This is a genomic window from Sinorhizobium arboris LMG 14919 (assembly GCF_000427465.1).
Lineage (GTDB): Bacteria > Pseudomonadota > Alphaproteobacteria > Rhizobiales > Rhizobiaceae > Sinorhizobium > Sinorhizobium arboris.
The window spans coordinates 3,555,224-3,581,266 of the sequence record NZ_ATYB01000014.1 but is presented as its reverse complement, the minus strand read 5'-3'; the positions used below and the strand labels follow the sequence as shown (position 1 = coordinate 3,581,266).

Sequence of the window (26,043 nt, the reverse complement as noted above, 5' to 3'; positions counted from 1 at the left end):
TCCCGCTTTGCGGCGCCTGAACGCGCTGCTATATGCGGCCCATGAGCACATCATCTTCCAAGACGCCCCTGTCGCGTATCCGCAACTTCTCGATCGTGGCGCATATCGATCACGGCAAATCGACGCTCGCCGACCGGCTGATTCAGTCGACCGGCGGCCTCGCCGAGCGAGAAATGTCCGAGCAGGTCTTGGACAGCATGGATATCGAGCGCGAACGCGGCATCACCATCAAGGCCCAAACCGTGCGCCTCCACTACAAGGCGAATGACGGCGAGACCTATGTTCTGAACCTGATCGACACGCCCGGCCACGTCGACTTCGCCTATGAGGTTTCGCGTTCGCTGTCGGCCTGCGAAGGTTCGCTGCTCGTCGTCGACGCCAGCCAGGGCGTCGAAGCCCAGACGCTCGCCAATGTCTACCAGGCGATCGACAACGATCACGAGCTCGTCACCGTTTTGAACAAGATCGACCTGCCGGCGGCCGAGCCGGACCGGATCAAGGAGCAGATCGAGGAAGTGATCGGCATCGACGCCTCCGACGCCGTGCTGATCTCGGCCAAGACCGGCCTCGGTATTCCGGACGTTCTCGAAGCGATCGTGCACAAGCTGCCGGCCCCTAAGAGCGAGGGCGGCGATACCGCGCCGCTGAAGGCACTGCTCGTCGACAGCTGGTATGACACCTATCTCGGCGTCATGGTTCTGGTGCGCGTTATCGACGGAACGCTGAAGAAGGGCATGACCATCCGCATGATGGGGACGGACGCGAAATACCAGGTGGAGCGCGTCGGCGTCCTGACGCCGAAGATGGTCGCCATGGAGGCGCTCGGCCCCGGCGAAATCGGCTTCATCACCGCCTCGATCAAGGAAGTGGCCGACACACGCGTGGGCGATACCATCACCGAGGACAAGCGGCCGACGGCCAAGGCACTGCCGGGCTTCAAGCCGGCCCAGCCGGTCGTGTTCTGCGGCCTCTTCCCGGTCGACGCAGCCGATTTCGAGGACTTGCGCTCGGCCATGGGCAAGCTGCGCCTCAACGACGCCTCCTTCTCTTTTGAAATGGAGTCCTCCGCCGCGCTCGGCTTCGGTTTCCGCTGCGGTTTCCTCGGCCTTCTGCACCTTGAAATCATCCAGGAACGCCTGGAGCGCGAATTCGATCTCGATCTGATCGCGACGGCACCCTCGGTCGTCTACAAGCTGTTCATGACAGACGGTTCGGAGCGCGAGCTTCACAACCCCGCCGATATGCCCGATGTGGTCAAGATCGCTGAAATCCACGAACCGTGGATCCGCGCGACGATCCTGACGCCCGACGAATATCTCGGCGGCATCCTGAAGCTCTGCCAGGATCGTCGAGGTATCCAGGTAGAGCTGACCTATGTCGGCACCCGCGCCATGCTGACCTATGACCTGCCGCTCAACGAGGTCGTGTTCGATTTCTACGACCGGCTGAAATCGATCTCGAAGGGATACGCCTCCTTCGACTACCAGATCACCGAGCACAAGGAAGGCAACCTTGTGAAGATGTCGATCCTCGTCAACGGCGAGCCCGTGGACGCGCTTTCGATGATGGTCCACCGGATGGCAGCGGAAAAGCGCGGCCGCGAAATGTGCGAGAAGCTGAAGGAGCTGATCCCGAAGCACATGTTCAAGATCCCGATCCAGGCCGCCATCGGCGGCAACGTGATCGCCCGCGAAACGATTTCGGCGCTGCGCAAGGACGTAACCGCCAAATGCTACGGCGGGGACGCCACCCGAAAGCGCAAGCTTCTGGAGAAGCAGAAGGCGGGCAAGAAGCGGATGCGCCAGTTCGGCAAGGTGGAAATCCCGCAGGAGGCGTTCATCGCCGCGTTGAAGATGAGCGACGAGTGATGTCAAACCAGGTCGGTGCGATAAATATGCGCATCGATCTGGTCGCCGGCTCGTGACATCCGCGCGGCGAGACCGTCACGTCCGCTCCGATCCTTTCGCCCGGGCGCGCGCCTCGTTGAGCCGCTCCAGGCTTTCCTTCGGCCACTCCGCCTGTACGTCGTAATATTCTTGGAATACCCGGGCGCCCGCCGGCAGCGGCACCCAGTCCAGTTTCGAGCGGGCGTAGATATGCACATCCGGCGAAAAGGTCGACGGCCGGTCGAGCGTTGCGAGGCGGACGAATGAGAGCCATTTGCGCCGGCCGTAATCGCTCCAGAGCGCCGACTGGCAATCGGCGCAGCGATAGACGTCGTGCGGACGGCCGCTGTCCGTCGAAAGCGATAGCATTACGGGCGCTCCCTGGAGGATGTCGACATTTTCCGCCTCGACAATGCCGTTGATCACGAAGGCGCTGCCCAGCTGCCGCTGGCAATCCCTGCAGTGGCAGCAGTGCACGAACATCGGCCGCGCCTTCAGCCGGTAACGGATGCGGCCACAGAAGCAGCCGCCCTCAATCGCTTCACTCATCGATCCACCTCCTCCATCAGGGTCGACCTCCGGGCAAAACTTTGATCACGGGCGATGCGGCGTTTCAAGTGGAACGGCGGACTTGACTTCGTGGGTGAAGTTTCCGACGTTCAGGCCCATGTCAGTGCTCGCCATCCATTTCCGCTGTTCCTTCCGGGTCTGCCCTATCGCAGGAACCTGACCCCGGCCCGGATGCGTGCGCTCTCCGGGTAAGGGGACCGACGCATCGGCAGGCAGATGGCCAAGCCTTTTTCTTCCGAACGGCGAGCGCAATCATCATGAACATTCACTTAGGGCGCAACCGTAGCGGCGCGCCAATGCACAGGTATCAGTCATGGCGGACACGACAACCCGCAACAAGCTTCCCTCGATCGTCATCAATGCCGAAGACCATGCACGTCTGACGGCGATCGCCTCTTCGGCGCTCGACCGCGTGCCTGAAGTCGCGGAAGCGCTTCTTTCCGAACTCGATCGTGCGCGCATCGCTGCGCCGGGCAAGCTGCCCAAGGACAGCGTGCAGATGGGCTCGACGGTCGCTTTCGATGCCGACAACGGCTTTGCGAAGGAAGTAAGGCTCGTCTATCCGGGGGAGGCCGACATCGAGGCCGGCAAGGTTTCCGTGCTGACGCCGATCGGGGCCGCGCTTATCGGCCTTTCCGTCGGACAGTCGATCGACTGGGTCGACAGGGCCGGCAAGGTACACCGGATGACGATCCGCAGCGTGGTGTCGACACCTGGCTGAAAAGTGCCGCCGCAACGGCCTGGATCGTTTCATTGCTTCGTTGCAGCGATGAAACGATCCGGAGGCGGCCTCAGAACTGCCGGCCGAGCTTGGCGTCGACAGACTGGCTGTTGGCACCGCGGATGGCAAAGAAGAAGGTCATCGCCGCCCAGAGAATGGATTTCTCCGCTCCGCCGAGACCCTGACCCTGGACGATGCCGTGGAAGTAGACGGTAACGAGCAGAACGATGGTCGCGGCAAGCGCCGCCGGCCGCGTCAGGAAGCCGATGGCAATGAAGATGCCGCCGAAGAACTCGGTTGCGGAAAGCAGGGGCGACCAGAAGACGCCTGGATAGAAGCCGAGCCCTTCCACCATGCCGGCCGCACCGAAGGGGTTGAGGATCTTGCCGTAGCCGTGGGTGACGAGCAGTGCGCCTGCCACGACGCGCAACAGCGTCTCGGCGAAGGTGTCGAGCGGCAGATAAATCTTCTCGAGCGCCGGCAGGATCGCGCGCGGTCGGTCGTTGGCAGCGGTATCGGTCATGAAATCCCTTTCGCAGTGTGTTGCAAATCAGGGATGTCTCTTGCCTCAGCCCCCTTGGAAAACAAGGGGTTCAGCGCTAAAAACATGACGGCTGAAGGTGACATTTATGTGAGATATGCGTGAAGGCGACGCTTGCACGACGATGCTGTTCCATATTTCCTGTGACGCGGAAGCCAAGCGAACGGGACATGTAAGATGAGCGAGAAGCCACGCATTACCATCCTCTACTGCACCCAGTGCAACTGGCTGCTGCGCGCCGGATGGATGGCGCAGGAGCTCCTGTCGACCTTCGCCGACACGATTGCCGAGGTGGCGCTGATACCCGGGACCGGCGGCAATTTCGAGATTCGCGTCGACGGCGCGCTGATTTGGGAACGCAAGCGCGACGGCGGCTTTCCCGGGCCGAAGGAGCTGAAGCAGCGCATTCGCGACGTGATCGAACCCGAACGCGATCTCGGCCACACGGACAGGGGCTAGGTGCCACCCAGGCGCAGCTGACGTGCAGCGCGCAAGGCTCACCTTCAATCTCGTTCCTGTGCCTGTCAAAGGAATCCAGCCAGCCCAAGTTCTTGGACTGGAAGGCTCCTCCGCGCCGCGGACGCGGCGCTGCCGGAACCCTGTTACGAGCAAAGCGATGAGGGAGGAGAGGGCGAAACGCGTCAGCTATGCGCAAAAATATCCGTTTCCTCCCAGCCGAGGAGATCGAGCTTGGCACGGGTCGGCAGAAACGAGAAGCAGTCTTCGGCGAGTTCCATCCGGCCATCGCGCAGGAGGCGCGCGGTCAGCTTGTCGCGCAGGGCGTGCAGGTGAAGGACGTCGGAAGCGGCATATTCGAGCTGTGCAGGCGAAAGGATATCGGCCGCCCAGTCGGAAGACTGCTGCTGCTTGGAAATGTCGATATCGAGCAGTTCCTTGAGATTGTCCTTGAGGCCGTGCCGGTCCGTATAGGTGCGGGCGAGACGGGAGGCGATCTTGGTACAAAAGACCGGCGACGCAGTCACTCCGAAGGTATGAAACAGCACGGCGATGTCGAAGCGGCCGAAATGAAAGATTTTCTGCCTCGCCGGATCGGCGAGCATAGCGACGAGGTTCGGCGCTTGCTTCTGGCCGGCGGCGATGCGGACCACGTCGGCGGTGCCGTCACCCGGTGAAAGCTGCACGACACAGAGGCGATCGCGGCGGGGGACGAGACCGAGCGTTTCCGTATCGATCGCGATCGCGTCCGAATAGCGGGCAGCGTCGGTCTCGGAAATATCGCCCTCGTGGAACCTTATTGTATTCGCCATCGAAAATCCCCAGATCGTTACTTGCATGTTTCCCTGAGAACGGTTCAGGAATTCCTGCTGAGATTCAAGTGCTGCAGCGATCCCGGCCTGTCTGATCAGGTGCGCGGGCGCTGTGGAGCGTAGCTGGCCTATAGCGCATGTTGGCTCGCGGCGATACCTTGTCCTTCGGCGGATGTTCCGTTTGCCGGTACCCCGAGAAAGTTCGTATATGACCTGGTTCCGTTTCGCCCTGGCGCCTCCCCTCATCGCCCTGTTGTTGATCCTCCCGCCCGGTTCGAGCCTCGCGGGCGGGGCCGGCTTCGAGCTGGTGCAGTCCTTCCATGACCTGCCGGGCGTGCGTCCGGCGAACCCGCTGGGCGACGACAAAAACGTCGTTTGCCAGCAGGTTTTCATCGACCGCTACGGCCCTTTCGAATCAACTCACGGCCGCCCCCGTTACGATACGGTCTACCGCTGCCGCGAGAGCAACGGCCCGATCTTTCAGAGCGGCGGGCTGCCGCCGTCGCTCGAGCGGCAGAAGCGCGGCCTCAACTATTGAGCTCGGCCCCAGCAGAAAGCACGCTTGCACTGCACGCGCGGGAAAGGCGAAACTGTGCCCGGGACGTCACTAACCGGAGGAAACCATGCCCGAAATCGACAGGCCGCGAAGCGAAGGGCCCCTTGTCATCAGCGCGCCCGCGCCACGCACCCTCGATCTGATCTTCACGCCCGACGCACTTGCGCGGCTCCATGAGCGCTACCGCGTGGTCGAAGCCGATCCGGAGAACATCGCCGGGCTCGGCTCGGCCGTCCTCTCCGAGGCCCGCTACATCGTCGGGCAGCCGCCGCTTTCCGCGGACACGCTCCGGCGCATGCCGCGGCTTCGGGCCGTTCTCAACGTCGAAAGCAACCTCATCGACAACATGCCTTATGAGCTTATCTTCCAGCGCGGCATCCACGTGCTCACCACCGGCCAGGTCTTCGCCGAACCGGTGGCGGAGATGGGGCTCGCCATGGCGCTCAACCTCGCTCGCGGCATCGTCGATGCGGATGTCGATTTTCGCGAGGGGCGCGAGCGCTGGGGCGGAGAGGGCAACCATGCCGCCCGCCTCCTCTCGGGCTCGGAGATCGGCATCATCGGTTTCGGCGATCTCGGCAAGGCGCTCAACCGCGTCCTTTCGGGATTTCGTGCGAAGACCCGGGTTTACGATCCCTGGCTGCCCGCCTCCATTCTTCTCGACAACGGCGTCGAACCGGCGTCGCTCGAGACTGTGCTTGCCGAGAGCGACTTCCTGTTTGTGGTCGCGGCGGTAACCAGCGACAATGAGGGCTTCCTCGGCGCCAGGGCCTTTGCGTCGATGCGCCCGGGCGCCGCCTTCATTCTCCTGAGCCGCGCCGGCGTCGTGGATTTCGATGCGTTGATCGCAGCCGTCGAGAGCGGCCACATCCGCGCGGCAAGCGACGTCTTCCCGGAGGAGCCCCTGCCCCTTGGGCACCCTGTCCGCCAACTTCCCGGCTTCCTGCGCTCGGCGCACCGGGCGGGTGCGCTCGACGTGGCCTTCAAGAGGATGGGCGCGATGGTGCTCGAGGACATGGAGCTGATGGACCGCGACCTGCCGCCGATGCGCTGCAAGCGGGCGGAACGGGAGACGGTGGCGCGCATGCGTTCGAGGCCGGTCACCGTCAACTGAAGACGTCATCGGCGGCACAAGCGCAGGTCGCATCCGACCGGTGGCCCTATGCAAATCCGGTGCAATGCTGCAAGACTCGGAATCCGGATGCAAGGACATCGATAGCATGCAAGGTTCCAACGCGGATAAGCCTTCTCGGACCTGGACCAGCTCACTGCGGTCGCTGCTCGGTTTCGTGATGGTTGCGATGCTGATCGTGGTGTCGGGGACGCTGGTGGGACTGGATTACCGCCGCGCACGCAGCGCTGCGATCGCCGGTGCCGAAGACAATATGAGCGCCTTTGTCGGTCGCCTGGTCGATCGTCTCGGCGTGCTTTCCGGGGACACCTCCGCGCTTGTCAGTCTCGTCGCGTCCGTGGCCAATTCCTTTCTCGTGCCGCCGCCGGAGCGGATGAACGACAAAGTGGCGGTGCTGCGCGAGGGAATTGCCCGCTCACCGCACATCGACGGCGTCTATGTCGGTTATCCGAGCGGCGCATTTTTTCATGTGGTCGACCTCGACTCGGCCGCCTGGCGCATGGCGCTGGACGCACCGCGGGGGGCGGCCATCGCCGTGCGCTCGATGGAGAGGGACGACCGGGGCAAGCCGTTCGACCGTATCCTGTTCCTCGACGCGAGCGGTCTGCAATTTGCCGAACGCCGCGCTGCTCCCAACGGCTTCGACCCCCGGACGCGTCCCTGGTACCGCGCGGCCGTCAACGGCAAGTCGCCGGTGGCGATCGGCCCCTATGAGATGGCCACGACCGGCAATCTCGGGATGACCATATCGCAAGCGCACCGCGGCAACCCGAAGATCGTCATCGGCGCCGATGTCGTTCTCGATACGATCACGGACTTTCTGTCCCGCGAGCGGCTGACCGACGATTCGATTTCGTTCGTCCTCGATGCGGTCGGAAGGCCGATCATCCACTCCGACTCCACCATGATGCGGCGCATCATGGCAGCAAAAGGGAAGGACCGACCGGTTGCGACGCCGCAAGAGGATGGATTGATCGAGAGCATCCGGCGCAATCCGCCACCGGCCGGAAAGGCAACTCTCGTCGAGACCGGGGACCGCACCTATCTCGTCACGGTGGCGCCGCTCGAATCGGCATTGCTCCTGTCCGGACACCGGGTGGTCGTCGCGGCACCGCTCGACGAACTGCTGGAGGCGGCGAACGAAACCCTGGTTCAGGGACTTGCCGTCTCCGGGGCGGTGGTGGTGGCCGCCGTTCTCCTGGCACTCGTGCTCGCGCATCTGATCACGAAATCGCTCAACCAACTCACCGACAGCGCCAACCGCCTGCAGGACCTGGATTTCACCACGCCCATCGAGGTTTCCTCGCATGTAGCGGAAATCTCGACGCTCAACGGCGCAATGAACAAGGCCCGTGATGCGATCTTCACCTTCGCGCTCTATGTGCCCAAGGAACTGGTGCGCAAGGGCATCGAGTCCGGGCATTTCGGCGGGCGTGCCGCGTGGCGGCAGGAGGTGACGGCACTGTTCACCGACATCTACGACTTCACCACCATCAGCGAAGGGCGCTCGCCGGAAGAAGTGGTTGCGATGCTCTCGGGGTATTTCGATCTCTTCAGCGAGGTCGTCGCCGCGCATGACGGTACCATCATCCAGTTCCATGGAGACTCGGTCTTCGCCATGTGGAATGCGCCGGTCGCCGACATCAGGCATGCCGAGCATGCCTGTCGCTGCGCACTCGCGGTCGAGGAGAGGCTGGAGGCCTTCAATGCTGCGCAACGCGCCAGGGGGTTGCCGGAATTCCGCACCCGCTTCGGCATCCACACCGGCACGGCCGTCGTCGGCAGTGTCGGCGCCAAGGAACGGCTCCAATATACCGCCATGGGCGACACGGTGAACGTCGCCTCGCGGCTCGAGGGTATGAACAAGGATTACGGCACGAGCATTCTTGCAAGCGGCGCTGTGGTGGCCCAATGCAAGGACATGGTCCAGTTCCGCCCGCTCGGCACCGCCAAGGCGAAAGGCCGCTCGACTGCCCTCGACATCTACGAGGTGGTAGGCGTCACCCGCGCAGCGAATACCGCCGAAACCGGAACGGCCGCCTGAGGGGCGATCTCAGAAAAGGTGCTGCAGCGGCGGCGCTGAAGTCGTTCTGAGACTTCAAAAGCAAAAAAGCCCGGGAACCCGGGCTTTTTGACCTCCGGTACCGCGAAGCGGTACGGATAAGGGAATTTGGTGCCCAGAAGAGGACTCGAACCTCCACACCCTTGCGAGTACCAGCACCTGAAGCTGGCGCGTCTACCAATTCCGCCATCTGGGCGACGGACCGGCATGTAAAAGGCCCTGACCGAAGTGTCAACAGGCATTTTGAAGTTTTCCTGTCCGATCGTGAAAAAGCGCGCGGATGGGTGGGAGGCCGCTCCCCGCCCGACATTTCCTCCAGGGTGATAGGAGAAGAATTTCAGTGACATGGACGTCGGAGAGGCGCATGCTTGAGGGATGGCGGATCGGGCGCAAGTCCGGACGGCCTCGCGTCCGACCGACGCGAAGCGCGCCCCGCCGCCACGAATGCTATAAGATATCGAACTCATAAGGAGCAGGGACGAAGACCGGAAGCAATGGCTTTCGGAAAGTGAGGAGAAAATGACGAAATTTCGGAATTTCGTTGTGAGCTGCGCACTCGCCGCCGCCTGCGCGGTTCCCCCTGTAACGTCCGTTCAGGCCATGCCGCGCCCGGCGCTCGACATCGCGATCAAGGCGCCGGCCGACGTCGAAAATGCTACGCATCGCGGGCCCTACGGGTGGCGCGGCGGCTATTTTCGCCGCGGTTACTACGGCGGCTGGGGACCCGGCTACTATCCGGGATGGAGCCCCTACTACCGGCGGTCCGGAATAAGCTTCTATTTCGGCCCCAGCTACCGCTACCGGCCGTATTATGGGAACCGCTATTATTACGGACCGCGCTATTACGGCCCCGGCTATTACAGCTACCGTTATCCGAGTCCCGGATATTACGGTTATCGCTCCTACAGGCCGCGCTACTATGGCGGCGGCTACGTCCGGAGCGGCGGCAATACCCATGTCAGCTGGTGCCTGTCGCGCTATCGGTCCTATAACCCGGCGACCAGCCGATACCTGACCTATGGCGGAGTCTATCGGGTCTGCTATTCGCCCTATCGGTAGGGGTGCGTGCCTTTGCTTTCATCGAGTTCCGCGCGTATGTCAGACGCGCGGGCACGGCGACGATTAACGCTTCCTGACGATCCCGACGCGCGCCATGACCTCCTTCGGAATGCCGTAGCGGTGCACGGCGTCGCGGCTGTCGCGAAGGCCGCAGATCTCGCGTTGGATGAGAAAGGCCCAAACCGCGTCGGCCGCTTCATCGAGCAACCGTTCGCGCTCGAACGGTGGATGCCTGTTGCTGTCATAGGCATGCAGGGCGGCAATCGCCTTCTCGACCTTCAGGCCGTTGCGCCCCAGAGCGTCGGCACGCTCGGCCATTAGTTCGTATTCGAGGACGTTAACCCCGTTGCCTGTAAGATCGAAGCGGCGCAGCGATTGCGGCGGACGAAACGTCATGGGCGGCTCCATCAAGCTTGCGGATAAGATGGCCCGTGAAAGAGGTTCGCGCAAGGAGTCCGCAGAACGCGCACCGCATCTCGATGGTTAACATCTCATAAACTTCCTTGGCTTAAGCTCGCGGCTCAAGCCCGAGGCAAGGGTGATTTTTGGCTCTTTCCGGGTCGATGTCTGCGGCTTGGCCGCCACGCGCATGAAGCGCCCTCCAACGAGAAAAGGACGTTCAAAGGCGAGCGCAGCTCGGCACGACTGCCGCCCGGCAACTGGAGATCGGAATGCTGCCCGCCATTGTCGCCATCAGGACCGCCGTCGCAACTGCCGAAGAGACGACGCGGGTCCCGCGCCACCCGCTGCCGGCCGCAGAACGGAGCGAGGCGATCCAGAAGATCCTCGATGCGTTGACCCGTCATCTCTCCGGAAAGGAGGTCCTTTCCAAGGACGCGTTGGTGAAGCTTGTCGAAGACCTGGCGCTCATCCTCAAATTTCCGCCCCTGCCGCGGGAGACCGGACGCGCCTTCATTCGGCGGTTGACCGGCTTTATCGAGGCATTGCCAATGCCGGAACGCCTGCTTCTGGAGAGGCAATTGTCCACGCGCAGCCTCGCGCGGCGTGTCGCCGTTGCGGCGACGATGCCGGCTGACCGCCGAGGCGCGATCCCACCGGACCGAACCCCGCTCCGCAGTCTGCCCCTGCCTGCGCGCGTTCCGCCCTTGGCGCCGCACCCCGGCGCCAAGGCATCCCTCCCCGGCGAGCTCGCGCTCCTGCAGACGATGTTCAAGAAAGTCTACGGCGGCGACATGGACGGCGTTCATATCGAGACGACACAAACGGGTGCGGCACGGGAGGAGGCGGTTCCGGCCGAGCCGGGACGCTCGCCGAGGACGCCAGCGAACGCGCCTCAAGCGCCGAGAAATGCAGAAGTTGCAACGAGAAGTACTGCAACAGGCGCCCTTGAGGGAAAGACACCGGAAACGCTGTCCGCCACGGTGGAAGGCTCCGATGAGAAGCTCCCGGAAAACGAAGCGGGTTCGGGGGGACCGCCGGCTGCGCGCGGTACTCAGGCGGCTGGCCTGAACCGGAGTGTGCGCGCGGTACTGGAGGATGCAAGAGCCGCGACCGGCGAAGGCAAGGCTGCAGGCGCAAAACCCGGCGCTGAAAGTCCCCCCGGCAACCGAGGCTTCGAGGGCGCCGACGGCGCGCCGCACTCCACGGGGGAGGACGATATGCCACGGGTGAGGGTGCAGAGCGCCGGGCGCGCGCCGCAAACGGCGGCGGAGACCGTGAAGGCGATCATCCGCGACAGCCTCCCCTTGCCCGGAACGAGCAAGGGCTGGCAAGCGGCCGGAGCCGGAGGCACAGGAACGGCCGTGCTCCCGCCGCCGGAAAGCAAGGCGGCAGCGCCGCCGCTGGAGACCACCGGCGCGATGAGAAGCGCCGTAGCCGGCGGCGAACCGCCGGTGGATGTCGCTCCCGACGCAGAACCGGGTGCAACGCTTCCCGACATGCCCCCTCCTCATCCAGGACGGAAGGCCGGCGAGGACGTGGTCATGCCGCAGGGCTTTGCCCGGCTTCCCGAAAGCGGGCTTCCGCGCGAAATGGTTCCCTTCGCCCTGGTTCCTTACCCGCCGGCGGAAGAAAGCGATGCCGATGAGGTGGACCGGCGCGAGCGCGAAAGCGAGAGCGAGGCGGAAAGGGATTCGAGGGATGACGAGGGAGAACGAAAAGACGACGACCGGCAGCAGGAAAATGCGGCGGGCGGCGAAAGGGCTCAGGCTGAAGAGCAACCGGTCGCTGACGCCTTTGATCTCTACCGAAAGCTCGGCGGCCTTGCTTAGAGAGGGATAAGCAAAGCGGTGCGGTTGTCCGCCCGCATCTCGCGTCTCGACTGAAAAAGCCCGCGGAGATCGCTCTCCGCGGGCTCGTCATTTCAGATCGGACAACGATTACTCGTTGTTCTGGCGGTTCTTGAGCGCAGCGCCAAGAATGTCGCCGAGCGAAGCACCCGAGTCGGAAGAGCCAAACTGAGCGACGGCTTCCTTCTCTTCCGCGATTTCCAGAGCCTTGATCGACAGCTGGATCTTGCGGTCCTTCTTGGAGAAGTTGGTGACCCGCGCATCGACGGTCTGGCCGACAGAGAAGCGCTCCGGACGCTGTTCGTCGCGGTCGCGCGAGAGATCGGCGCGGCGGATGAAGGCAGTGATGTCCTCGTGGTTGACGAGCCTCACCTCGATGCCGCCATCGTTGACGCCGATGACCTCGGCCGAAACGACGGCGTTCTTGCGCAGTTCGCCGGAAGCGGCAGCTTCACCGACCGCATCGCGGCCGAGCTGCTTGATGCCGAGCGAGATGCGCTCCTTGTCGACGTCCACATCGAGAACCACAGCACGGACGACGTCGCCCTTGTTGAATTCTTCGATGACCTGCTCGCCCGGACGGTTCCAGTCGAGATCGGAAAGGTGGACCATGCCGTCGACATCGCCTTCGAGGCCGATGAACAGACCGAATTCGGTTTTGTTCTTGACTTCGCCTTCGACTTCCGTGCCAGCCGGATGGCTATGCGCGAATGCCTGCCACGGGTTCTCGAGCGTCTGCTTGAGGCCGAGCGAGATGCGGCGCTTGGTCGGGTCGACTTCGAGAACGACCACGTCTACTTCCTGGCTCGTGGACAGGATCTTGCCGGGGTGAACGTTCTTCTTCGTCCAGGACATTTCGGAGATGTGGATCAGGCCTTCGATGCCCGGCTCCAGCTCGACGAATGCACCGTAATCGGTGATGTTCGTGACGGTACCGGAGATCTTCTTGCCGACCGGATACTTCGCGCCGATACCATCCCACGGATCGGACTCGAGCTGCTTCATGCCGAGCGAGATGCGGTGGGTTTCCTGGTTGATGCGGATGATCTGAACTTTGACCTGCTGGCCGATGTTCAGGATCTCCGACGGATGGTTGACGCGGCGCCATGCCATGTCGGTGACGTGCAGCAGGCCGTCGATGCCGCCGAGGTCGACGAACGCACCGTAATCGGTGATGTTCTTGACGACACCCTCGACAACCTGGCCTTCCTCGAGGTTCTGAACGATTTCAGAACGCTGCTCGGCACGGGACTCTTCGAGAACCGTACGGCGCGAAACGACGATGTTGCCGCGGCGCTTGTCCATCTTGAGGATTTCGAAGGGCTGCGGGTTGTGCATCAGCGGCGTCACGTCGCGGATCGGACGGATGTCGACCTGGGAACGCGGCAGGAAGGCCACGGCGCCGTCGAGATCGACGGTGAAGCCGCCCTTGACCTGGTTGAAGATGATGCCTTCGACGCGTTCGCCGGCTTCGAACTTCACTTCCAGGCGCTGCCAGCTTTCTTCGCGGCGAGCCTTTTCGCGCGACAGAACAGCTTCGCCGAGTGCGTTTTCAATGCGCTCGACATAGACTTCGACTTCGTCGCCGACCTTGAGCGAGCCGTCCTTGGCCTTGGCGCCGAATTCCTTCAGCGGTACGCGGCCTTCGACCTTCAGGCCGACGTCGACGATTGCGACGTCTTTTTCGATCGCCGTGACGATGCCCTTGGCGACATAGCCTTCGGCGAGGTCCGTCTTGGCGAAGGACTCTTCCAAAAGCGCGGCGAAATCATCACGGGTGGGGTTGGTTGCAGTCATATAATCTCCTGCTGCATCTCCTGCCGGAGACGCATATGCGCCGGGGGCTGGTGTTGAACAGGCCTGAACCCAGTCCGCTCCTGTCATGGAGCAATCCGGCGCGTGGACGGAATTTCAGGCTATCTTCAAGAAGGAGACCGGCCGCAGCCGGGATCAAGCCCTCTTCAATTCTTCTCTTTCAGGGCGGCGTCTATCAGCGTTTTCGCCGCCTGGAATGCCGCCTCTATACTCATTTCGGAAGTATCAAGCAAGTGTGCGTCCTCGGCAGGTCTCAAAGGGCTGTCGGCACGTCCCATGTCGCGCTCGTCGCGCTTCTTCACCTCCTCGAAAATCGCGGCGTAGTCGGCCTTCGCGCCGCCGGCGACGATCTCGTCATAGCGCCGTTTCGCCCGAACCTCGGGCGACGCGCTGACATAGAGCTTCACCGCCGCATCGGGGCAGACGACAGTGCCTATATCGCGCCCGTCGAGGACCGTCCCCGGCTCTTTCCGCGTGAAGGCTCGCTGCGCCTCGACCAGTGCACGGCGCACCGCCGGCATGACGGCGATCTTCGAGGCCGCCTCGCCGATCGAGTGCGCCGAAAGCACGGCACGATCGAGACCGGAAAGATCGACCTGGCGGGCCACCTTCTCGGCCACTGCCTCATCGTCGAGCGGCAATCCGGCGTCTATCAGCGCCTTGGCGGTTGCGCGATAGGTGAGCCCGGTGTCGAGATGATGGAAGCCGTATTGCTCGGCGACCCGACGCGAGAGCGTGCCCTTGCCGGCAGCCGCAGGTCCGTCGATGGCGATTACAAAGCTCATCGGACTGCCTTGCTCTCTGCCTCTTCGATCTTCGCGCCCAGGCCCGTCATCAGGCCCAAGAACTCAGGGAAGGAGGTCGCGATCATCGTCGCATCGTCTACCGTTACCGGATGTTCCGAGGCAAGTCCCATGACGAGGAAGCTCATGGCGATGCGGTGATCGAGATGGGTCTTCACCTGGCCGCCTGAAATATTGCCCAGGCCCCTGCCGCCCGGCCGGCCGCGCACGACGAGCGATGCCTCGCCCTCGTCGCAATCCACCCCGTTGAGCTTCAGGCCGTCGGCCACCGCGGACAGGCGGTCGGATTCCTTGACGCGAAGCTCCTCGAGCCCGTTCATCACGGTTGCGCCTTCTGCAAAGGCGGCGGCGACGGCAAGCACCGGATATTCGTCGATCATCGACGGCGCGCGTTCCTCCGGCACCGTCACGCCTTTGAGCTCCGAATAGCGCACGCGCAGATCGGCCACATCTTCACCGCCTGCAAGGCGACGGTTCAGAACTTCGATGTCCGCCCCCATCTCCTGCAGGGTAAGGATAAGGCCGGTGCGGGTCGGGTTCATCAGCACATTGAAGATGATGACGTCCGAGCCCGGCACGAGGAGCGCGGCAACCAGCGGAAACGCCGTGGACGAAGGATCGCCCGGCACGTCGATCACCTGGCCCGTCAGCTTGCCGCGACCTTGGAGACGGATGGTGCGCACGCCCTCCGCGTCGGTCTCGACCGCAAGATCGGCGCCGAAGCCCTGCAGCATCCTTTCCGTATGGTCGCGGGTCATCACCGGCTCGACCACAGTCGTAATGCCGGGCGTGTTGAGGCCGGCGAGAAGCACGGCGGATTTCACCTGGGCAGACGCCATCGGCACGCGATAGATGATCGGGTTCGCCGTCTTCGGCCCGCGCAGCGTCACCGGCAGCCGGTCGCCTTCCGCCGACTTCACCTGAACGCCCATCTGGCGGAGCGGGTCGAGCACACGGCCCATCGGCCGCTTGGTCAGGGAGGCGTCGCCGATGAACGTGGAATCGAAATCATAAACGCCGACAAGACCCATGGTCAGCCGGCAGCCAGTGCCCGCATTGCCGAAGTCGAGCGGCGCCTCGGGGGCAAGCAGCGCGCCGTTCCCCACCCCGTCGATGATCCAGGTGTCGCCCTCCTTGCGGATCCGGGCGCCCATCGCCTGCATGGCCTTGCCGGTATTGATCACGTCTTCGCCTTCGAGGAGGCCGGTGATGCGCGTCTCGCCCGCGGCAAGGCCGCCGAACATGAAGGAACGGTGCGAGATCGACTTGTCACCCGGAATGCGCACCGTGCCTTTGAGGTCGGAAGATCTGCGTGCGGTGGCGGGCCGCGGGTTCGAGCCATGGGACATGGTGGTTTTCCTCTGACAATCCGGCTGACGGCGGGCGCGGAAGGTGATGCTCTCCGGCGCGTTGATGGCGGACCGCCGGTCTCGCCGGCTCCCTAACACAATGCGCGAAATGGGTCATCCTCCCGCTGCGAAGAAATTCATGACCGGAGCTCGCGGAAGTTTATCTTTGACAGAGCTCGTCAAGATGATTATGGGGACCGGCTAATCATCATAAGCTTGACATCTTTCTAACCGCCGGCTTTCCGGCAAGAGCCGGCTCGCCGGCCATTCAAGAGGCTTTGACTGTGGCAAAACCGGAACTTGGAACAAAGCGCATCGACCCTGAAACGGGGCGCAAATTCTACGATCTGAACCGTGATCCGATCGTCTCCCCCTACACGGGCAAGTCCTATCCGCTGTCCTTCTTCGAGGAAAGCTCCGTCGCCAAGGTGCTCGAGAAGGAAGAAGAGGAAGAGGTAACGGAAGTCGATACCGAGAACACGGAAGTCGAACTGGTCTCGCTCGAGGATGCCGATGACGAGGCGTCGGGCGGCGACGATCTGCCGGATCTCGGCGACGACGACGTCGAGATCGAGGGCGACGACGACGATACCTTCCTCCAGACCGACGACGAGGACGATGACGACGACATGAGCGACATCATCGGCGTCTCCGACGAGGACGAAGACGTCTGACCGGCATGGCGGCGCGGGCGGATACCCGCCCGCATGCTTGCCCGCAAGCGTCTCGAAAAAAGCCACAAAACCGCCCCAGCGCCGAGCGCGCTCGGCACCGGGGCATCCGTCCGGAACCGAAAAATAAAATCGCACCGGGCCTCAATTTTCGGCTTGCCATCTGCACGAAGCAGAAGTAATAAGCCGCCACTCGCCGGGCACAACATGCCGGGCGATCTTCCCGGACCGGCCAAGCCGGACCCTGATGGGGCTATAGCTCAGCTGGGAGAGCGCTTGCATGGCATGCAAGAGGTCAGCGGTTCGATCCCGCTTAGCTCCACCAAAATTTCTTTCAGGCCTCAGAGGTCACGTTCCCTCAACCGATCATTTGGCCGCGACAGTTGTTGGCGTGCCCTGCTCGCCGATGAAGACAGCGAGTATCTTGCTCGGCGCATCGGCCACATTAAAGGCCTGATGCCTGCGGTTCTGCGTTTCAATGAACGCTTCGCCCGCCTTGTAGCGGTGCGGCTCCTTGCCTTCTGTTCTTACTTCCACTTCGCCTTCCATAACATAGACGTATACGGGTACCGGATGCTCATGCAGGGCCGTCCGGCCGCCTTTGGCCAGAGTGCCGATGACCGAGATCATCTCGGGCTTTCCGGCGGGATAGGCGATCGGCTCGTTGTCTCGGCTCACACTCGATTTGACGAGCGGCTGCGTTTCGAAGCCCTCCGGTAGCGGGTTGTCCTGGGCAAATGCCGTCGAGGCGGTCAGCACAGCCAGGCACGTCGTGGTCGCGCAAATCCGTTTCATGGGTTCTCCTCCCCTTGTTGGCGGACAGCCGAATTATACGGCAGGCCGCCGGCATCGAGCAGATACCAAAAAGGATCAGGCGGCAGGCTCATCCCGGCGACTGCGCTCTTTCTATTTTCCGCGATTTTCGAAATGTTAATTTCTCCCCGGAAGAACGGTCTCATGTTCCTCGTCTCGAAAATCTTCTGGCTCGTCGCCCAGCCGCTGTCCTTCGCATTTCTCGCGCTGCTCGTCGGCGTGCTGCTCATGTTCGGCCGCTTCCGCCGCACCGGCGGCAGTTTCAGTGCCCTGGGGCTCGCCGTCCTCTTCATCACTCTCTTCACCACCGCCGGCTCCTATTTCCTGCAGATTCTCGAGGATCGCTTCCCCCGCCCCTCACGGGAGCCCGCGGAACTTGCCTGCATCATCGTGCTCGGGGGCGCCTTCGAGAACGTGGTGATGGCGAGCCGCGGCGGCATGGAGCTGAACCAGGCTGCCGAGCGCTTCGTAGAGACCTTGAGGCTCGCGCGGGCCTATCCGGACGCACGCATCCTCGTTTCGGGTGGAGATGGGTCTCTGAGCGGCATCTACGAGGGCGACGCCCATGCCTCGGTAATGTTCTTCGGGACCTTCGGCATCGGCGCCGGCCGGTTGATCCGCGAGGGAGAATCGCGGACGACCTTCGAAAACGCGCGCTATACCAGGGATCTGCTCGCCAAGAACGGGCTCGAGCGTTGCGCGCTCGTGACCTCGGCTTACCATATGCCGCGCTCGATCGGCCTCTTTCGCGCAAACGGCATCGAGGTCACCCCCTGGCCCACCGATTACCGCACGAGCGGCCAGGTGCGGCTCGGCCTCGATTTCACCCAGCCTTCGCTCAATGCGCAATTGGCGACGACGGCCGCCAAGGAGTGGACCGGGCTCGTTGCCTATTATCTCCTTGGCCGCACGCAGACGCTGCTGCCGCGGTAGCGGACTGCATGTTTTCTTTTATAGATTGCGGCTAAAGGAGACTTGCAGCAGAGCGGAGCGCCCATGCCGATTCTCGAATTCCTCGACTATGCGGGCGTCGCAGTCTTTGCGGCGACCGGCGCGCTTTCGGCTTCCCGCAAGCAGCTCGACATCATCGGTTATCTGTTTCTCGCTTCCGCGACCGGCATCGGCGGCGGGACGATGCGGGACCTCGTCCTCGGGGCGACGCCGGTGTTCTGGGTGGTGAACCCGAACTTCATCATCGTCTGCGCGGCGGTGGCCGTCGTGGTGTTTCTTACCTCTCACCTCTTCGAATCCCGCTATCGGATGCTCGTCTGGCTCGATGCGCTCGGCCTTTCGGCCTATTGCGTGATGGGTGCGGCGAAGGGGTTGGCGGCGACGGGGTCGCCGATCGTGGCTTTGGTCACAGGCGCCCTGACGGCGACCTTCGGTGGGGTTCTGCGGGATCTGCTGGCCGGCGAGCCTTCCGTCCTCCTCAGGCCGGAGATCTACGTCAGCGCCGCTCTCATAGGCGCCGGCGCCTTCGTTCTGGCGAGCATAGCCGGATTGCCTCTGGCAGTGACGTCCGCACTCGGCGTGCTTACGGCCTTTGCCGTGCGGGGCGGCGCGCTTCGATACGGCTGGACGCTGCCTACCGGCAAGGCGGGTCCCGGCCGCGACCCGGACGACGTGATGTGACGCGCGGGAGCTGTGGCGGTTCAGCGCCCGGTCTTGTGGCGCAGCCTGATCACCACGTCGACATGGGCGATTTCCATGCCCTCGGGCGGTTCGGGGAGGTTATCGATGTGAATGTTGCTCACCGGAATGTCGAGGACCTCGTTTTCACCCTCGATGAAGAAATGGTGGTGATCCGAGACGTTGGTGTCGAAATAGGTCTTGGCGCTTTCGACGGCGAGAACGCGGATCATGCCGGCTTCGGTGAATTGGTGGAGCGTGTTGTAGACGGTTGCGAGCGAAACGGGAACGCCGGCCTCGACGGCCTCTTCATGGAGTTCCTCCACCGTCAGGTGCCTGTCGCCCTTCGCGAAGATCAGGTCGGCCAGCGCGACGCGCTGACGCGTCGGGCGCAAACCCGAATTGCGCAGCCTCTCCTGCGAGGACATGTGCATTGCTTTCGTCATCAGCAGCCGTTCCGATATACCTGCGGGATCGTGGATTATCAGTTTGCGATATAACTTCTGACGCCCGGGCTTTCAATAGATTCCGCACGTGCGAAGGCTGCAGAGGCCCGAAAATCAGCCTAAAGCGGGGGACGTCGGGCATTTAACTCTGGTCGTCGCCACATTCATACTGTAAGCGAGCGCGAAATGATGTCACCATTCGGAGCGGTTCGGCGACTCTGCGAGAGCTTTCCTGCGCCCGCACGCCGCTCTACTTGGAACGTCACGCGCCGCAGCCCGCTTCGCAGCCGCGGATGACAGGCTGCGCTTCAAATCAGACCGAACTTGCACTAAAGCAGGTCGGAGAACACGTAATAGACTCGGGAAGCAACCATTCATGACCACCAGACAATCCAGCTTCAGCTATGAGGAAATCCTGATCTGCGGCCGAGGCGAAATGTTTGGCCCCGGCAACGCGCAGCTGCCGCTGCCGCCGATGCTGATGTTCAACCGCATCACCGACATTTCGGAAACCGGCGGCCCCCATGACAAGGGCTACGTGCGCGCCGAATTCGATATCACGCCGGATCTCTGGTTCTTTCCCTGCCATTTCATGGGCGATCCCGTCATGCCCGGCTGCCTCGGTCTCGACGCCATGTGGCAATTGACCGGCTTCTTCCTCGGCTGGCTCGGCGAGCCCGGCAAGGGCCGCGCCATCTCCACCGGCGAGGTGAAATTTACCGGCATGGTGACGCCGAAGACCAAGCTGGTAGAATACGGTATCGACTTCAAGCGCGTGATGCGCGGCCGTCTGGTTCTTGGCATCGCTGACGGCTGGATGAAAGCCGACGGCGAAACGATCTACAAGGCCACCGATCTCAGGGTCGGCCTCTTCCAGGAAAAGGCCGACTGAACTGCGGGCGATCCCCGCAAGGTTCCAATCGAAGAAAAGGTCATCTGACATGAGACGGGTTGTTGTAACGGGCCTCGGCATCGTTTCCTCGATCGGCAGCGACGCCGACGAAGTCACCGCGTCGCTCCGCGATGCGCGGTCGGGCATCACGTTTTCTCCGGACTTCGCCGAGCACGGCTTCAAGTGCCAGGTCTGGGGAGCCCCGACCCTCGATCCGACAGATCTCGTCGACCGCCGCGCCATGCGCTTCCTGTCCCAGGGCGGCGCCTGGAACCATGTGGCGATGAAGCAGGCGATCGCCGATTCCGGGCTCGAGACCGGCGACATCACCAACGAGCGCACCGGCATCATCATGGGTTCCGGCGGCCCTTCTACGCGCGCGATCGTCGAAGCGGCGGAGATCACCCGCAAGAACAACAGTCCGAAGCGGATCGGTCCCTTCGTGGTGCCGAAGGCGATGTCGTCGACCGCTTCGGCCACGCTTGCGACCTGGTTCCAGATCCACGGCGTCAACTACTCGATCTCTTCGGCCTGCTCGACCTCGGCACATTGCATCGGCAATGCCGCCGAAATGATCCAGTGGGGCAAGCAGGACGTGATGTTCGCCGGCGGTCATGAGGATCTGGACTGGACCATGTCCAACCTCTTCGATGCCATGGGCGCCATGTCGTCCAAGTACAACGACACGCCATCGGTCGCGTCGCGCGCCTATGACGCGAACCGCGACGGCTTCGTCATCGCCGGCGGCGCCGGCGTTCTCGTCCTCGAAGAACTGGAGCATGCCAAAAATCGCGGCGCGAAGATCTACGCCGAGATCGTCGGTTACGGCGCGACCTCGGACGGTTACGACATGGTCGCGCCTTCGGGCGAAGGCGCGGTGCGCTGCATGCGTCAGGCGCTCGCCACGGTTAAGGGCGAGATCGACTACGTCAATACCCACGGCACCTCGACGCCGGTCGGAGATCAGAAGGAGATCGGCGCCATCCGCGAGGTCTTCGGCGAGAAGATGCCGCACATCCAGTCCACGAAATCGCTGACCGGCCACTCGCTCGGCGCCGCCGGCGTGCAGGAATCGATCTATGGCCTCCTGATGATGCAGGCCGGTTTCATCGGCGAAAGCGCTCACATCACCGAACTCGACCCCGAATTCGAAGGCGTGCCGATCGTCCGCAAGCGCATCGACAATGCAAAGATCGACACGATCCTTTCAAACTCCTTCGGCTTCGGCGGCACAAACGCCACGCTGGTCTTCCAGCGCTACAACGGATAACACGATGAACGGATTGATGAACGGAAAGCGCGGCCTCATCATGGGTGTCGCCAACAACCATTCTATTGCCTGGGGGATTGCCAAGACTCTCGCGGCTCAGGGCGCCGAACTCGCCTTCACCTATCAGGGCGAAGCCCTCGGAAAGCGGGTCAAACCGCTCGCTGCAGAGGTCAATTCCGACTTCCTCGTTCCCTGCGACGTCGAGGACATCGCCTCCGTCGATGCCGTCGTCGCTGCCGTAAAGGAGCGCTGGGGCAAGCTCGATTTCGTCGTCCACGCCATCGGTTTCTCGGACAAGAACGAGCTCAAGGGCCTCTATGCCGATACGACGCGGGAGAATTTCAGCCGCACGATGGTGATCTCCTGCTTCTCCTTCACCGAGATCGCCAGACGCGCGGCTGAGGTGATGAGCGAAGGCGGCACGATGCTGACGCTCACCTATGGCGGCTCCATGCGGGTCATGCCGAACTACAATGTCATGGGCGTCGCCAAGGCGGCGCTCGAGGCTTCGGTGCGTTACCTGGCAGCGGATTACGGCGTGCGCGGTATCCGCGTCAATGCGATCTCGGCCGGTCCGATCCGGACGCTCGCCGGCGCCGGCATTTCCGACGCACGCGCCATGCTGTCCTGGCAGCAGAAGAACTCCCCCTTGCGCCGAACCGTCACCATAGAAGACGTCGGCAGTTCCGCACTCTATCTGCTCTCGGATCTCTCGCGCGGCGTCACCGGCGAAATCCACTATGTGGACTCCGGCTACAACATCACTTCGATGCCGACGCTCGAGGCATTGCGGATCGCCGACGCGGAATAAGGAAGGCTCGCGACGTCCGCTCGACCTTGCCCCTTGCCCTAACCTCTCCCCGCAAGCGGGGCGAGGGAACACCCGCATGCTTGGCCGCGCACCCTTCTTCCATCGAAGCCCCTTCCGAGGCGGCCAATGGGTCTGAGCGGACGCCGCAATTCCCTTCTCCCCACGAGCGGGGAGAAGGCGGCGGCAGCCGGATAAGGGGAGGAACGACCCGAGTAAACCGATTCAGCGCTTCGCCCAGAGCACCTTGAAGCGCGCATTGCGGCAGGTCTCGCCGATTTCCTTGAAGCTCTCCGCCAGGACCGGCTCATAGGGAAGTCCGCGATTGGCGACAAGCATCAGCCGGCCGCCATGCTTCAGCGCCTTGGCGGCGGCCTTGATCATCGCCGCGCCGAGCGCCGGCTCGGCTGCATGACCTTCGTGGAACGGCGGATTCATGACGATAAGGTCGTATTTGTCACGAGCCTCTTCCGCCGTCAGATCGTGCCAATAGAAACGGGCCGGCGTCGAAGGCGCATTCGCTGCCATGTTTGAGCGGGCCGCCTCCAGAGCTTCGAAATCCGCTTCGAACAGGTCGATGCCCTTGAGGCTCGGCGAAGCCTCGGCAAGCTTGACCGAGAGATAACCCCAGCCGGCGCCGAAGTCCGCCGCGTGGCCGGTAAAATCGCGCGGCAGGCGCGAGGCGAGCAGTTCCGAGCCGGCATCGACGCGGTCATGCGAGAACATGCCGGGCGCAGCCTCGAACTGACCGTCGACGCGCACCGGGACCTTGGCGAGCGCCGAAATGGCTTCCGCGACGTCTTCCGGCCGCGTGAACCAGAAGGCGACGCCGTGATATTTCGGCATTGCGTCGCCATCCCAGCCGAACTTGTCGACCCTCTTGCGCAGCGACTGAATGCCATCCTCCTTGCCGCCGGCAACCACGATCAGCGCGCCGGAACGCGTGCGTTTCAACGCCTCCGCAATGCGATCTTCGTTCCGGCCCTTGTGTTTGCCGCAGAGAACGAGCGCAGCGTCGTAGTCCTCGCCGGCTGCAACCGGCACCACGTCGGCGCCCACTGCCGTAAGAGCCCGATAGAGGGACTTGAGCGGTTGTACGGCGGAGACTTCCGCGGCAAAGCCTTCCGGCAGCCGGTAACCCGCCTCGGCACCGAGGAAGAGCACCCGCTCGCCCTCTCCCGGCGGATCGATGACCCCGGTGGCAAAGGGGTGGAACAGTGTTTTCAGCGCGTCGCGGCTCATGGTTCGATTCCGTTCTTCGTCACAAGAAAGGGCGCGAAGCGATCCGCTCCGCGCCCTGAATGGTTTTCAGCCGAGGCCGGCTTATTCGGCGGCTTCACCGCCGTCCTTCTTCTCGGCAACGATCTCCTTGCCGGTCGCCTGGTCGACGACCTTCATGGAAAGACGGACTTTGCCGCGCTCGTCGAAGCCCATCAGCTTGACCCAGACCTTGTCGCCTTCCTTGACGACATCGGTGGTCTTGGCAACGCGCTCGGAAGCGAGCTGCGAGATATGGACGAGGCCGTCACGGGCGCCGAAGAAGTTGACGAAGGCGCCGAAATCGGCCGTCTTGACGACGGTGCCCTCATAAACCTGGCCGACTTCCGGCTCGGCGACGATCGAGTGGATCCACTTGCGGGCGGCCTCGATCTCCTTGGAGGACGCCGACGCGATCTTGACCGTGCCGTCGTCGTCGATATTGATCTTGGCGCCGGTCTTCTCGACGATTTCGCGGATGACCTTGCCGCCGGAGCCGATGACTTCGCGGATCTTGTCGACCGGGATGTTCATCACTTCGATGCGCGGCGCGAATTCGCCGAGCTGACCGCGGCTCTCGGAGATCGCCTTGGCCATTTCGCCGAGGATGTGAACGCGACCGTCCTTGGCCTGATCCAGCGCGACCTTCATGATCTCTTCGGTGATGCCGGCGATCTTGATGTCCATCTGCAGCGAAGTGACGCCGGCGGCAGTGCCTGCGACCTTGAAGTCCATGTCGCCGAGATGATCTTCGTCCCCGAGGATGTCGGACAGAACGGCGAAGCGGTCATCTTCCTTGATCAGGCCCATGGCGATACCGGCAACGGGCTTGGCAAGCGGCACGCCGGCATCCATCAGCGCCAGCGAGGTACCGCATACGGTCGCCATCGAGGACGAACCGTTGGACTCGGTGATCTCGGACACGACGCGCAGCGTGTAGGGGAACTGTTCCGCCGTCGGCAGCATCGGGTGGATCGCGCGCCAGGCAAGCTTGCCGTGGCCGATTTCGCGGCGGCCCGGCGAGCCCATGCGGCCGGTTTCACCAACCGAGTAGGGCGGGAAATTGTAATGCAGCATGAAGTTTTCCTTGTACATGCCTGTCAAGGAATCGACGTACTGCTCGTCTTCTCCAGTGCCGAGCGTCGCGACGACGATCGCCTGAGTCTCGCCGCGGGTGAAGAGCGCCGAACCATGCGTGCGCGGCAGGATGCCGACTTCGGCGACGATCGGGCGTACCGTCACGAGATCGCGGCCGTCGATACGGCTCTTGGTGTCGAGAATGTTCCAGCGAACGATCTTGGCCTGCAGATGCTTGAAGACCGAGGCGATCTCTTCCGCCGTATGGGCCGGATTCTCGATGCCCTCCGGCAGGAAGTGCTCCTTTACCTTGGCCTTGACCGCATCCACGGCGGCATAGCGCAGCGCCTTCTCGGTGATCTTGTAGGCGTTGCGCAGATCCTCTTCGGCGATCGAAAGCATCGCGTTTTCGAGAGCGGAATGATCCTCCGGCTCGAATTCACGCGGCTCCTTTGCGGCGACTTCGGCAAGCCTGATGATCGCGTCGATCACCGGCTGGAAGCCCTTCTGACCGAAGACGACGGCGCCGAGCATGACGTCCTCAGAAAGCTCCTTGGCCTCGGATTCGACCATCAACACGGCGTCCTGAGTGCCGGCGACGACGAGGTCGAGGGTCGACTCGTCCATTTCGTCGAGATGCGGGTTGAGAACGTATTCGCCGTTGATGTAGCCGACGCGGGCACCGCCGACCGGACCCATGAAGGGAACGCCGGAAAGCGTCAATGCGGCGGATGCCGCAACCATCGCGACGACGTCCGGGTTGTTCTCGAGGTCATGCTGCATGACCGTGATGATGACCTGGGTGTCGTTCTTGTAGCCCTCCGGGAAGAGCGGGCGGATCGGTCGGTCGATCAGACGCGACACCAGCGTCTCGTTTTCGCTGGGGCGGCCCTCACGCTTGAAATAGCCGCCGGGAATCTTGCCGGCAGCGTAGGTCTTTTCCTGATAGTTGACGGTGAGCGGAAAGAAATCCTGGCCCGGCTTCGGTGCCTTCGCCGAAACGACCGTGGCGAGCACGACGGTTTCGCCGTAGGTCGCGAGAACGGCACCATCGGCCTGACGCGCGATCTTTCCGGTTTCGAGCTTGAGCGGACGCCCAGCCCATTCGATTTCTACCTTGTGAGTCTCGAACATGTTCTGTCCTTCGTGTGCGGCAGACCTTCCGCGGC

Annotated in this window: 26 protein-coding genes and 2 tRNA genes; 15 read left to right on the top strand and 13 right to left on the bottom strand. The window is 62.9% G+C overall.

Annotation, left to right across the window (positions count from 1 at the left end; all coding sequences use genetic code 11):
• Positions 1 to 32 precede the first annotated feature (32 nt).
• On the top strand, positions 33 to 1,868 hold the full coding sequence (lepA, locus tag SINAR_RS0128420) for a translation elongation factor 4 (protein WP_028002231.1): 1,836 nt from the start codon (positions 33 to 35) through the stop codon (positions 1,866 to 1,868).
• Between the two features lie 75 nt (positions 1,869 to 1,943).
• Here the strand turns inward: lepA and SINAR_RS0128415 are convergent, their stop codons facing one another.
• Positions 1,944 to 2,435: a GFA family protein gene (locus tag SINAR_RS0128415; RefSeq protein ID WP_028002230.1), complete on the bottom strand. Its 492-nt coding sequence runs from the start codon at positions 2,433 to 2,435 to the stop codon at positions 1,944 to 1,946.
• Between the two features lie 334 nt (positions 2,436 to 2,769).
• On the opposite strand from SINAR_RS0128415, the gene rnk reads away from it, so the two are divergent.
• The gene (rnk, locus tag SINAR_RS0128405) at positions 2,770 to 3,177 is read left to right on the top strand and encodes a nucleoside diphosphate kinase regulator (RefSeq protein WP_028002229.1); all 408 of its coding nucleotides are present in this window, start codon (positions 2,770 to 2,772) and stop codon (positions 3,175 to 3,177) included.
• A gap of 70 nt (positions 3,178 to 3,247) precedes the next feature.
• Here the strand turns inward: rnk and SINAR_RS0128400 are convergent, their stop codons facing one another.
• On the bottom strand, positions 3,248 to 3,700 hold the full coding sequence (locus SINAR_RS0128400; RefSeq protein ID WP_028002228.1) for a DoxX family protein: 453 nt from the start codon (positions 3,698 to 3,700) through the stop codon (positions 3,248 to 3,250).
• Between the two features lie 195 nt (positions 3,701 to 3,895).
• On the opposite strand from SINAR_RS0128400, the gene SINAR_RS0128395 reads away from it, so the two are divergent.
• Positions 3,896 to 4,177 (top strand): Rdx family protein, encoded by a 282-nt coding sequence (locus SINAR_RS0128395; RefSeq protein ID WP_028002227.1) that lies wholly within the window; start codon positions 3,896 to 3,898, stop codon positions 4,175 to 4,177.
• Between the two features lie 182 nt (positions 4,178 to 4,359).
• Here the strand turns inward: SINAR_RS0128395 and SINAR_RS0128390 are convergent, their stop codons facing one another.
• The gene (locus tag SINAR_RS0128390; RefSeq protein WP_028002226.1) at positions 4,360 to 4,986 is read right to left on the bottom strand and encodes a ribonuclease D; all 627 of its coding nucleotides are present in this window, start codon (positions 4,984 to 4,986) and stop codon (positions 4,360 to 4,362) included.
• Positions 4,987 to 5,194: 208 nt separating this feature from the next.
• On the opposite strand from SINAR_RS0128390, the gene SINAR_RS0128385 reads away from it, so the two are divergent.
• The 3 genes from SINAR_RS0128385 (at position 5,195) to cya1 (ending at position 8,718) form a co-directional block, all read left to right on the top strand.
• Positions 5,195 to 5,524 carry a hypothetical protein gene (locus SINAR_RS0128385; RefSeq protein ID WP_028002225.1) on the top strand — a complete coding sequence of 110 codons (330 nt, stop codon included), beginning with the start codon at positions 5,195 to 5,197 and terminating at the stop codon, positions 5,522 to 5,524.
• Between the two features lie 85 nt (positions 5,525 to 5,609).
• Positions 5,610 to 6,656 carry a hydroxyacid dehydrogenase gene (locus tag SINAR_RS0128380; RefSeq protein ID WP_028002224.1) on the top strand — a complete coding sequence of 349 codons (1,047 nt, stop codon included), beginning with the start codon at positions 5,610 to 5,612 and terminating at the stop codon, positions 6,654 to 6,656.
• Between the two features lie 64 nt (positions 6,657 to 6,720).
• A complete protein-coding gene (gene cya1, locus SINAR_RS0128375; protein WP_028002223.1) occupies positions 6,721 to 8,718 on the top strand; it encodes an adenylate cyclase Cya1 in 1,998 nt (665 codons plus the stop codon).
• Positions 8,719 to 8,845: 127 nt separating this feature from the next.
• Here cya1 and SINAR_RS0128370 read toward each other — a convergent pair.
• Positions 8,846 to 8,932: transfer RNA gene (locus SINAR_RS0128370), tRNA-Leu, on the bottom strand.
• A 323-nt stretch (positions 8,933 to 9,255) separates the two neighbouring features.
• Here SINAR_RS0128370 and SINAR_RS0128365 point away from each other — a divergent pair.
• Positions 9,256 to 9,795: a BA14K family protein gene (locus SINAR_RS0128365; RefSeq protein WP_028002222.1), complete on the top strand. Its 540-nt coding sequence runs from the start codon at positions 9,256 to 9,258 to the stop codon at positions 9,793 to 9,795.
• A gap of 63 nt (positions 9,796 to 9,858) precedes the next feature.
• Here SINAR_RS0128365 and SINAR_RS0128360 read toward each other — a convergent pair whose 3' ends face one another.
• Entirely contained in the window at positions 9,859 to 10,191 is a 333-nt protein-coding gene (locus tag SINAR_RS0128360) for a DUF6665 family protein (protein WP_028002221.1), read from the bottom strand.
• 269 nt (positions 10,192 to 10,460) lie between these two features.
• Between SINAR_RS0128360 and SINAR_RS0128350 the strand changes: the two genes are divergently transcribed.
• Positions 10,461 to 12,026: a hypothetical protein gene (locus SINAR_RS0128350; RefSeq protein ID WP_150823899.1), complete on the top strand. Its 1,566-nt coding sequence runs from the start codon at positions 10,461 to 10,463 to the stop codon at positions 12,024 to 12,026.
• A gap of 108 nt (positions 12,027 to 12,134) precedes the next feature.
• On the opposite strand, the gene rpsA is transcribed toward SINAR_RS0128350, so the two are convergent.
• The 3 genes from rpsA to aroA all read right to left on the bottom strand — a co-directional run bounded on the left by rpsA (position 12,135) and on the right by aroA (position 16,011).
• The gene (gene rpsA / locus SINAR_RS0128345) at positions 12,135 to 13,841 is read right to left on the bottom strand and encodes a 30S ribosomal protein S1 (RefSeq protein ID WP_028002219.1); all 1,707 of its coding nucleotides are present in this window, start codon (positions 13,839 to 13,841) and stop codon (positions 12,135 to 12,137) included.
• 164 nt (positions 13,842 to 14,005) lie between these two features.
• Positions 14,006 to 14,644 (bottom strand): (d)CMP kinase, encoded by a 639-nt coding sequence (cmk, locus tag SINAR_RS0128340; RefSeq protein ID WP_028002218.1) that lies wholly within the window; start codon positions 14,642 to 14,644, stop codon positions 14,006 to 14,008.
• A complete protein-coding gene (gene aroA, locus SINAR_RS0128335; protein ID WP_028002217.1) occupies positions 14,641 to 16,011 on the bottom strand; it encodes a 3-phosphoshikimate 1-carboxyvinyltransferase in 1,371 nt (456 codons plus the stop codon). The genes cmk and aroA overlap by 4 nt, the downstream gene beginning before the upstream one ends.
• Before the next feature lie 284 nt (positions 16,012 to 16,295).
• Here aroA and SINAR_RS0128325 point away from each other — a divergent pair, with 284 nt between their 5' ends.
• Positions 16,296 to 16,685, top strand: coding sequence for a TIGR02300 family protein (locus SINAR_RS0128325; RefSeq protein WP_028002216.1), 390 nt, complete (start codon positions 16,296 to 16,298; stop codon positions 16,683 to 16,685).
• Between the two features lie 246 nt (positions 16,686 to 16,931).
• Positions 16,932 to 17,007: transfer RNA gene (locus tag SINAR_RS0128320), tRNA-Ala, on the top strand.
• A gap of 41 nt (positions 17,008 to 17,048) precedes the next feature.
• On the opposite strand, the gene SINAR_RS01000000133955 is transcribed toward SINAR_RS0128320, so the two are convergent.
• Together SINAR_RS01000000133955 and SINAR_RS1000000137225 are read right to left on the bottom strand one after the other, a co-directional pair.
• Entirely contained in the window at positions 17,049 to 17,477 is a 429-nt protein-coding gene (locus tag SINAR_RS01000000133955) for a cupin domain-containing protein (RefSeq protein ID WP_050577562.1), read from the bottom strand.
• Positions 17,474 to 17,641, bottom strand: a complete 168-nt coding sequence (locus SINAR_RS1000000137225) for a hypothetical protein (RefSeq protein ID WP_158500206.1) — start codon at positions 17,639 to 17,641, stop codon at positions 17,474 to 17,476. Before SINAR_RS1000000137225 ends, SINAR_RS01000000133955 begins: the two co-directional genes overlap by 4 nt.
• Between SINAR_RS1000000137225 and SINAR_RS0128310 the strand changes: the two genes are divergently transcribed.
• Positions 17,640 to 18,428 (top strand): YdcF family protein, encoded by a 789-nt coding sequence (locus SINAR_RS0128310; RefSeq protein ID WP_028002215.1) that lies wholly within the window; start codon positions 17,640 to 17,642, stop codon positions 18,426 to 18,428. The two genes, SINAR_RS1000000137225 and SINAR_RS0128310, sit on opposite strands and share 2 nt — an antisense overlap.
• 63 nt (positions 18,429 to 18,491) lie before the next feature.
• Positions 18,492 to 19,127 carry a trimeric intracellular cation channel family protein gene (locus SINAR_RS0128305; protein WP_028002214.1) on the top strand — a complete coding sequence of 212 codons (636 nt, stop codon included), beginning with the start codon at positions 18,492 to 18,494 and terminating at the stop codon, positions 19,125 to 19,127.
• 20 nt (positions 19,128 to 19,147) lie between these two features.
• On the opposite strand, the gene irrA is transcribed toward SINAR_RS0128305, so the two are convergent.
• Positions 19,148 to 19,570 (bottom strand): iron response transcriptional regulator IrrA, encoded by a 423-nt coding sequence (irrA, locus tag SINAR_RS0128300; protein WP_028002213.1) that lies wholly within the window; start codon positions 19,568 to 19,570, stop codon positions 19,148 to 19,150.
• 376 nt (positions 19,571 to 19,946) lie between these two features.
• Here irrA and fabA point away from each other — a divergent pair, with 376 nt between their 5' ends.
• From fabA to fabI, 3 genes are read left to right on the top strand one after another with little or no spacing between them, the layout of a single operon-like run.
• Positions 19,947 to 20,462 (top strand): 3-hydroxyacyl-[acyl-carrier-protein] dehydratase FabA, encoded by a 516-nt coding sequence (gene fabA, locus SINAR_RS0128295; RefSeq protein WP_028002212.1) that lies wholly within the window; start codon positions 19,947 to 19,949, stop codon positions 20,460 to 20,462.
• Positions 20,463 to 20,511: 49 nt separating this feature from the next.
• Positions 20,512 to 21,732: a beta-ketoacyl-ACP synthase I gene (gene fabB / locus SINAR_RS0128290; RefSeq protein ID WP_028002211.1), complete on the top strand. Its 1,221-nt coding sequence runs from the start codon at positions 20,512 to 20,514 to the stop codon at positions 21,730 to 21,732.
• A 4-nt stretch (positions 21,733 to 21,736) separates the two neighbouring features.
• A complete protein-coding gene (gene fabI / locus SINAR_RS0128285) occupies positions 21,737 to 22,543 on the top strand; it encodes an enoyl-ACP reductase FabI (RefSeq protein WP_028002210.1) in 807 nt (268 codons plus the stop codon).
• A 222-nt stretch (positions 22,544 to 22,765) separates the two neighbouring features.
• Here the strand turns inward: fabI and SINAR_RS0128280 are convergent, their stop codons facing one another.
• Both SINAR_RS0128280 and pnp read right to left on the bottom strand, forming a co-directional pair.
• On the bottom strand, positions 22,766 to 23,782 hold the full coding sequence (locus SINAR_RS0128280; protein ID WP_028002209.1) for a class I SAM-dependent methyltransferase: 1,017 nt from the start codon (positions 23,780 to 23,782) through the stop codon (positions 22,766 to 22,768).
• Between the two features lie 81 nt (positions 23,783 to 23,863).
• Positions 23,864 to 26,008 (bottom strand): polyribonucleotide nucleotidyltransferase, encoded by a 2,145-nt coding sequence (pnp, locus tag SINAR_RS0128275; RefSeq protein WP_028002208.1) that lies wholly within the window; start codon positions 26,006 to 26,008, stop codon positions 23,864 to 23,866.
• Positions 26,009 to 26,043: the final 35 nt, after the last annotated feature.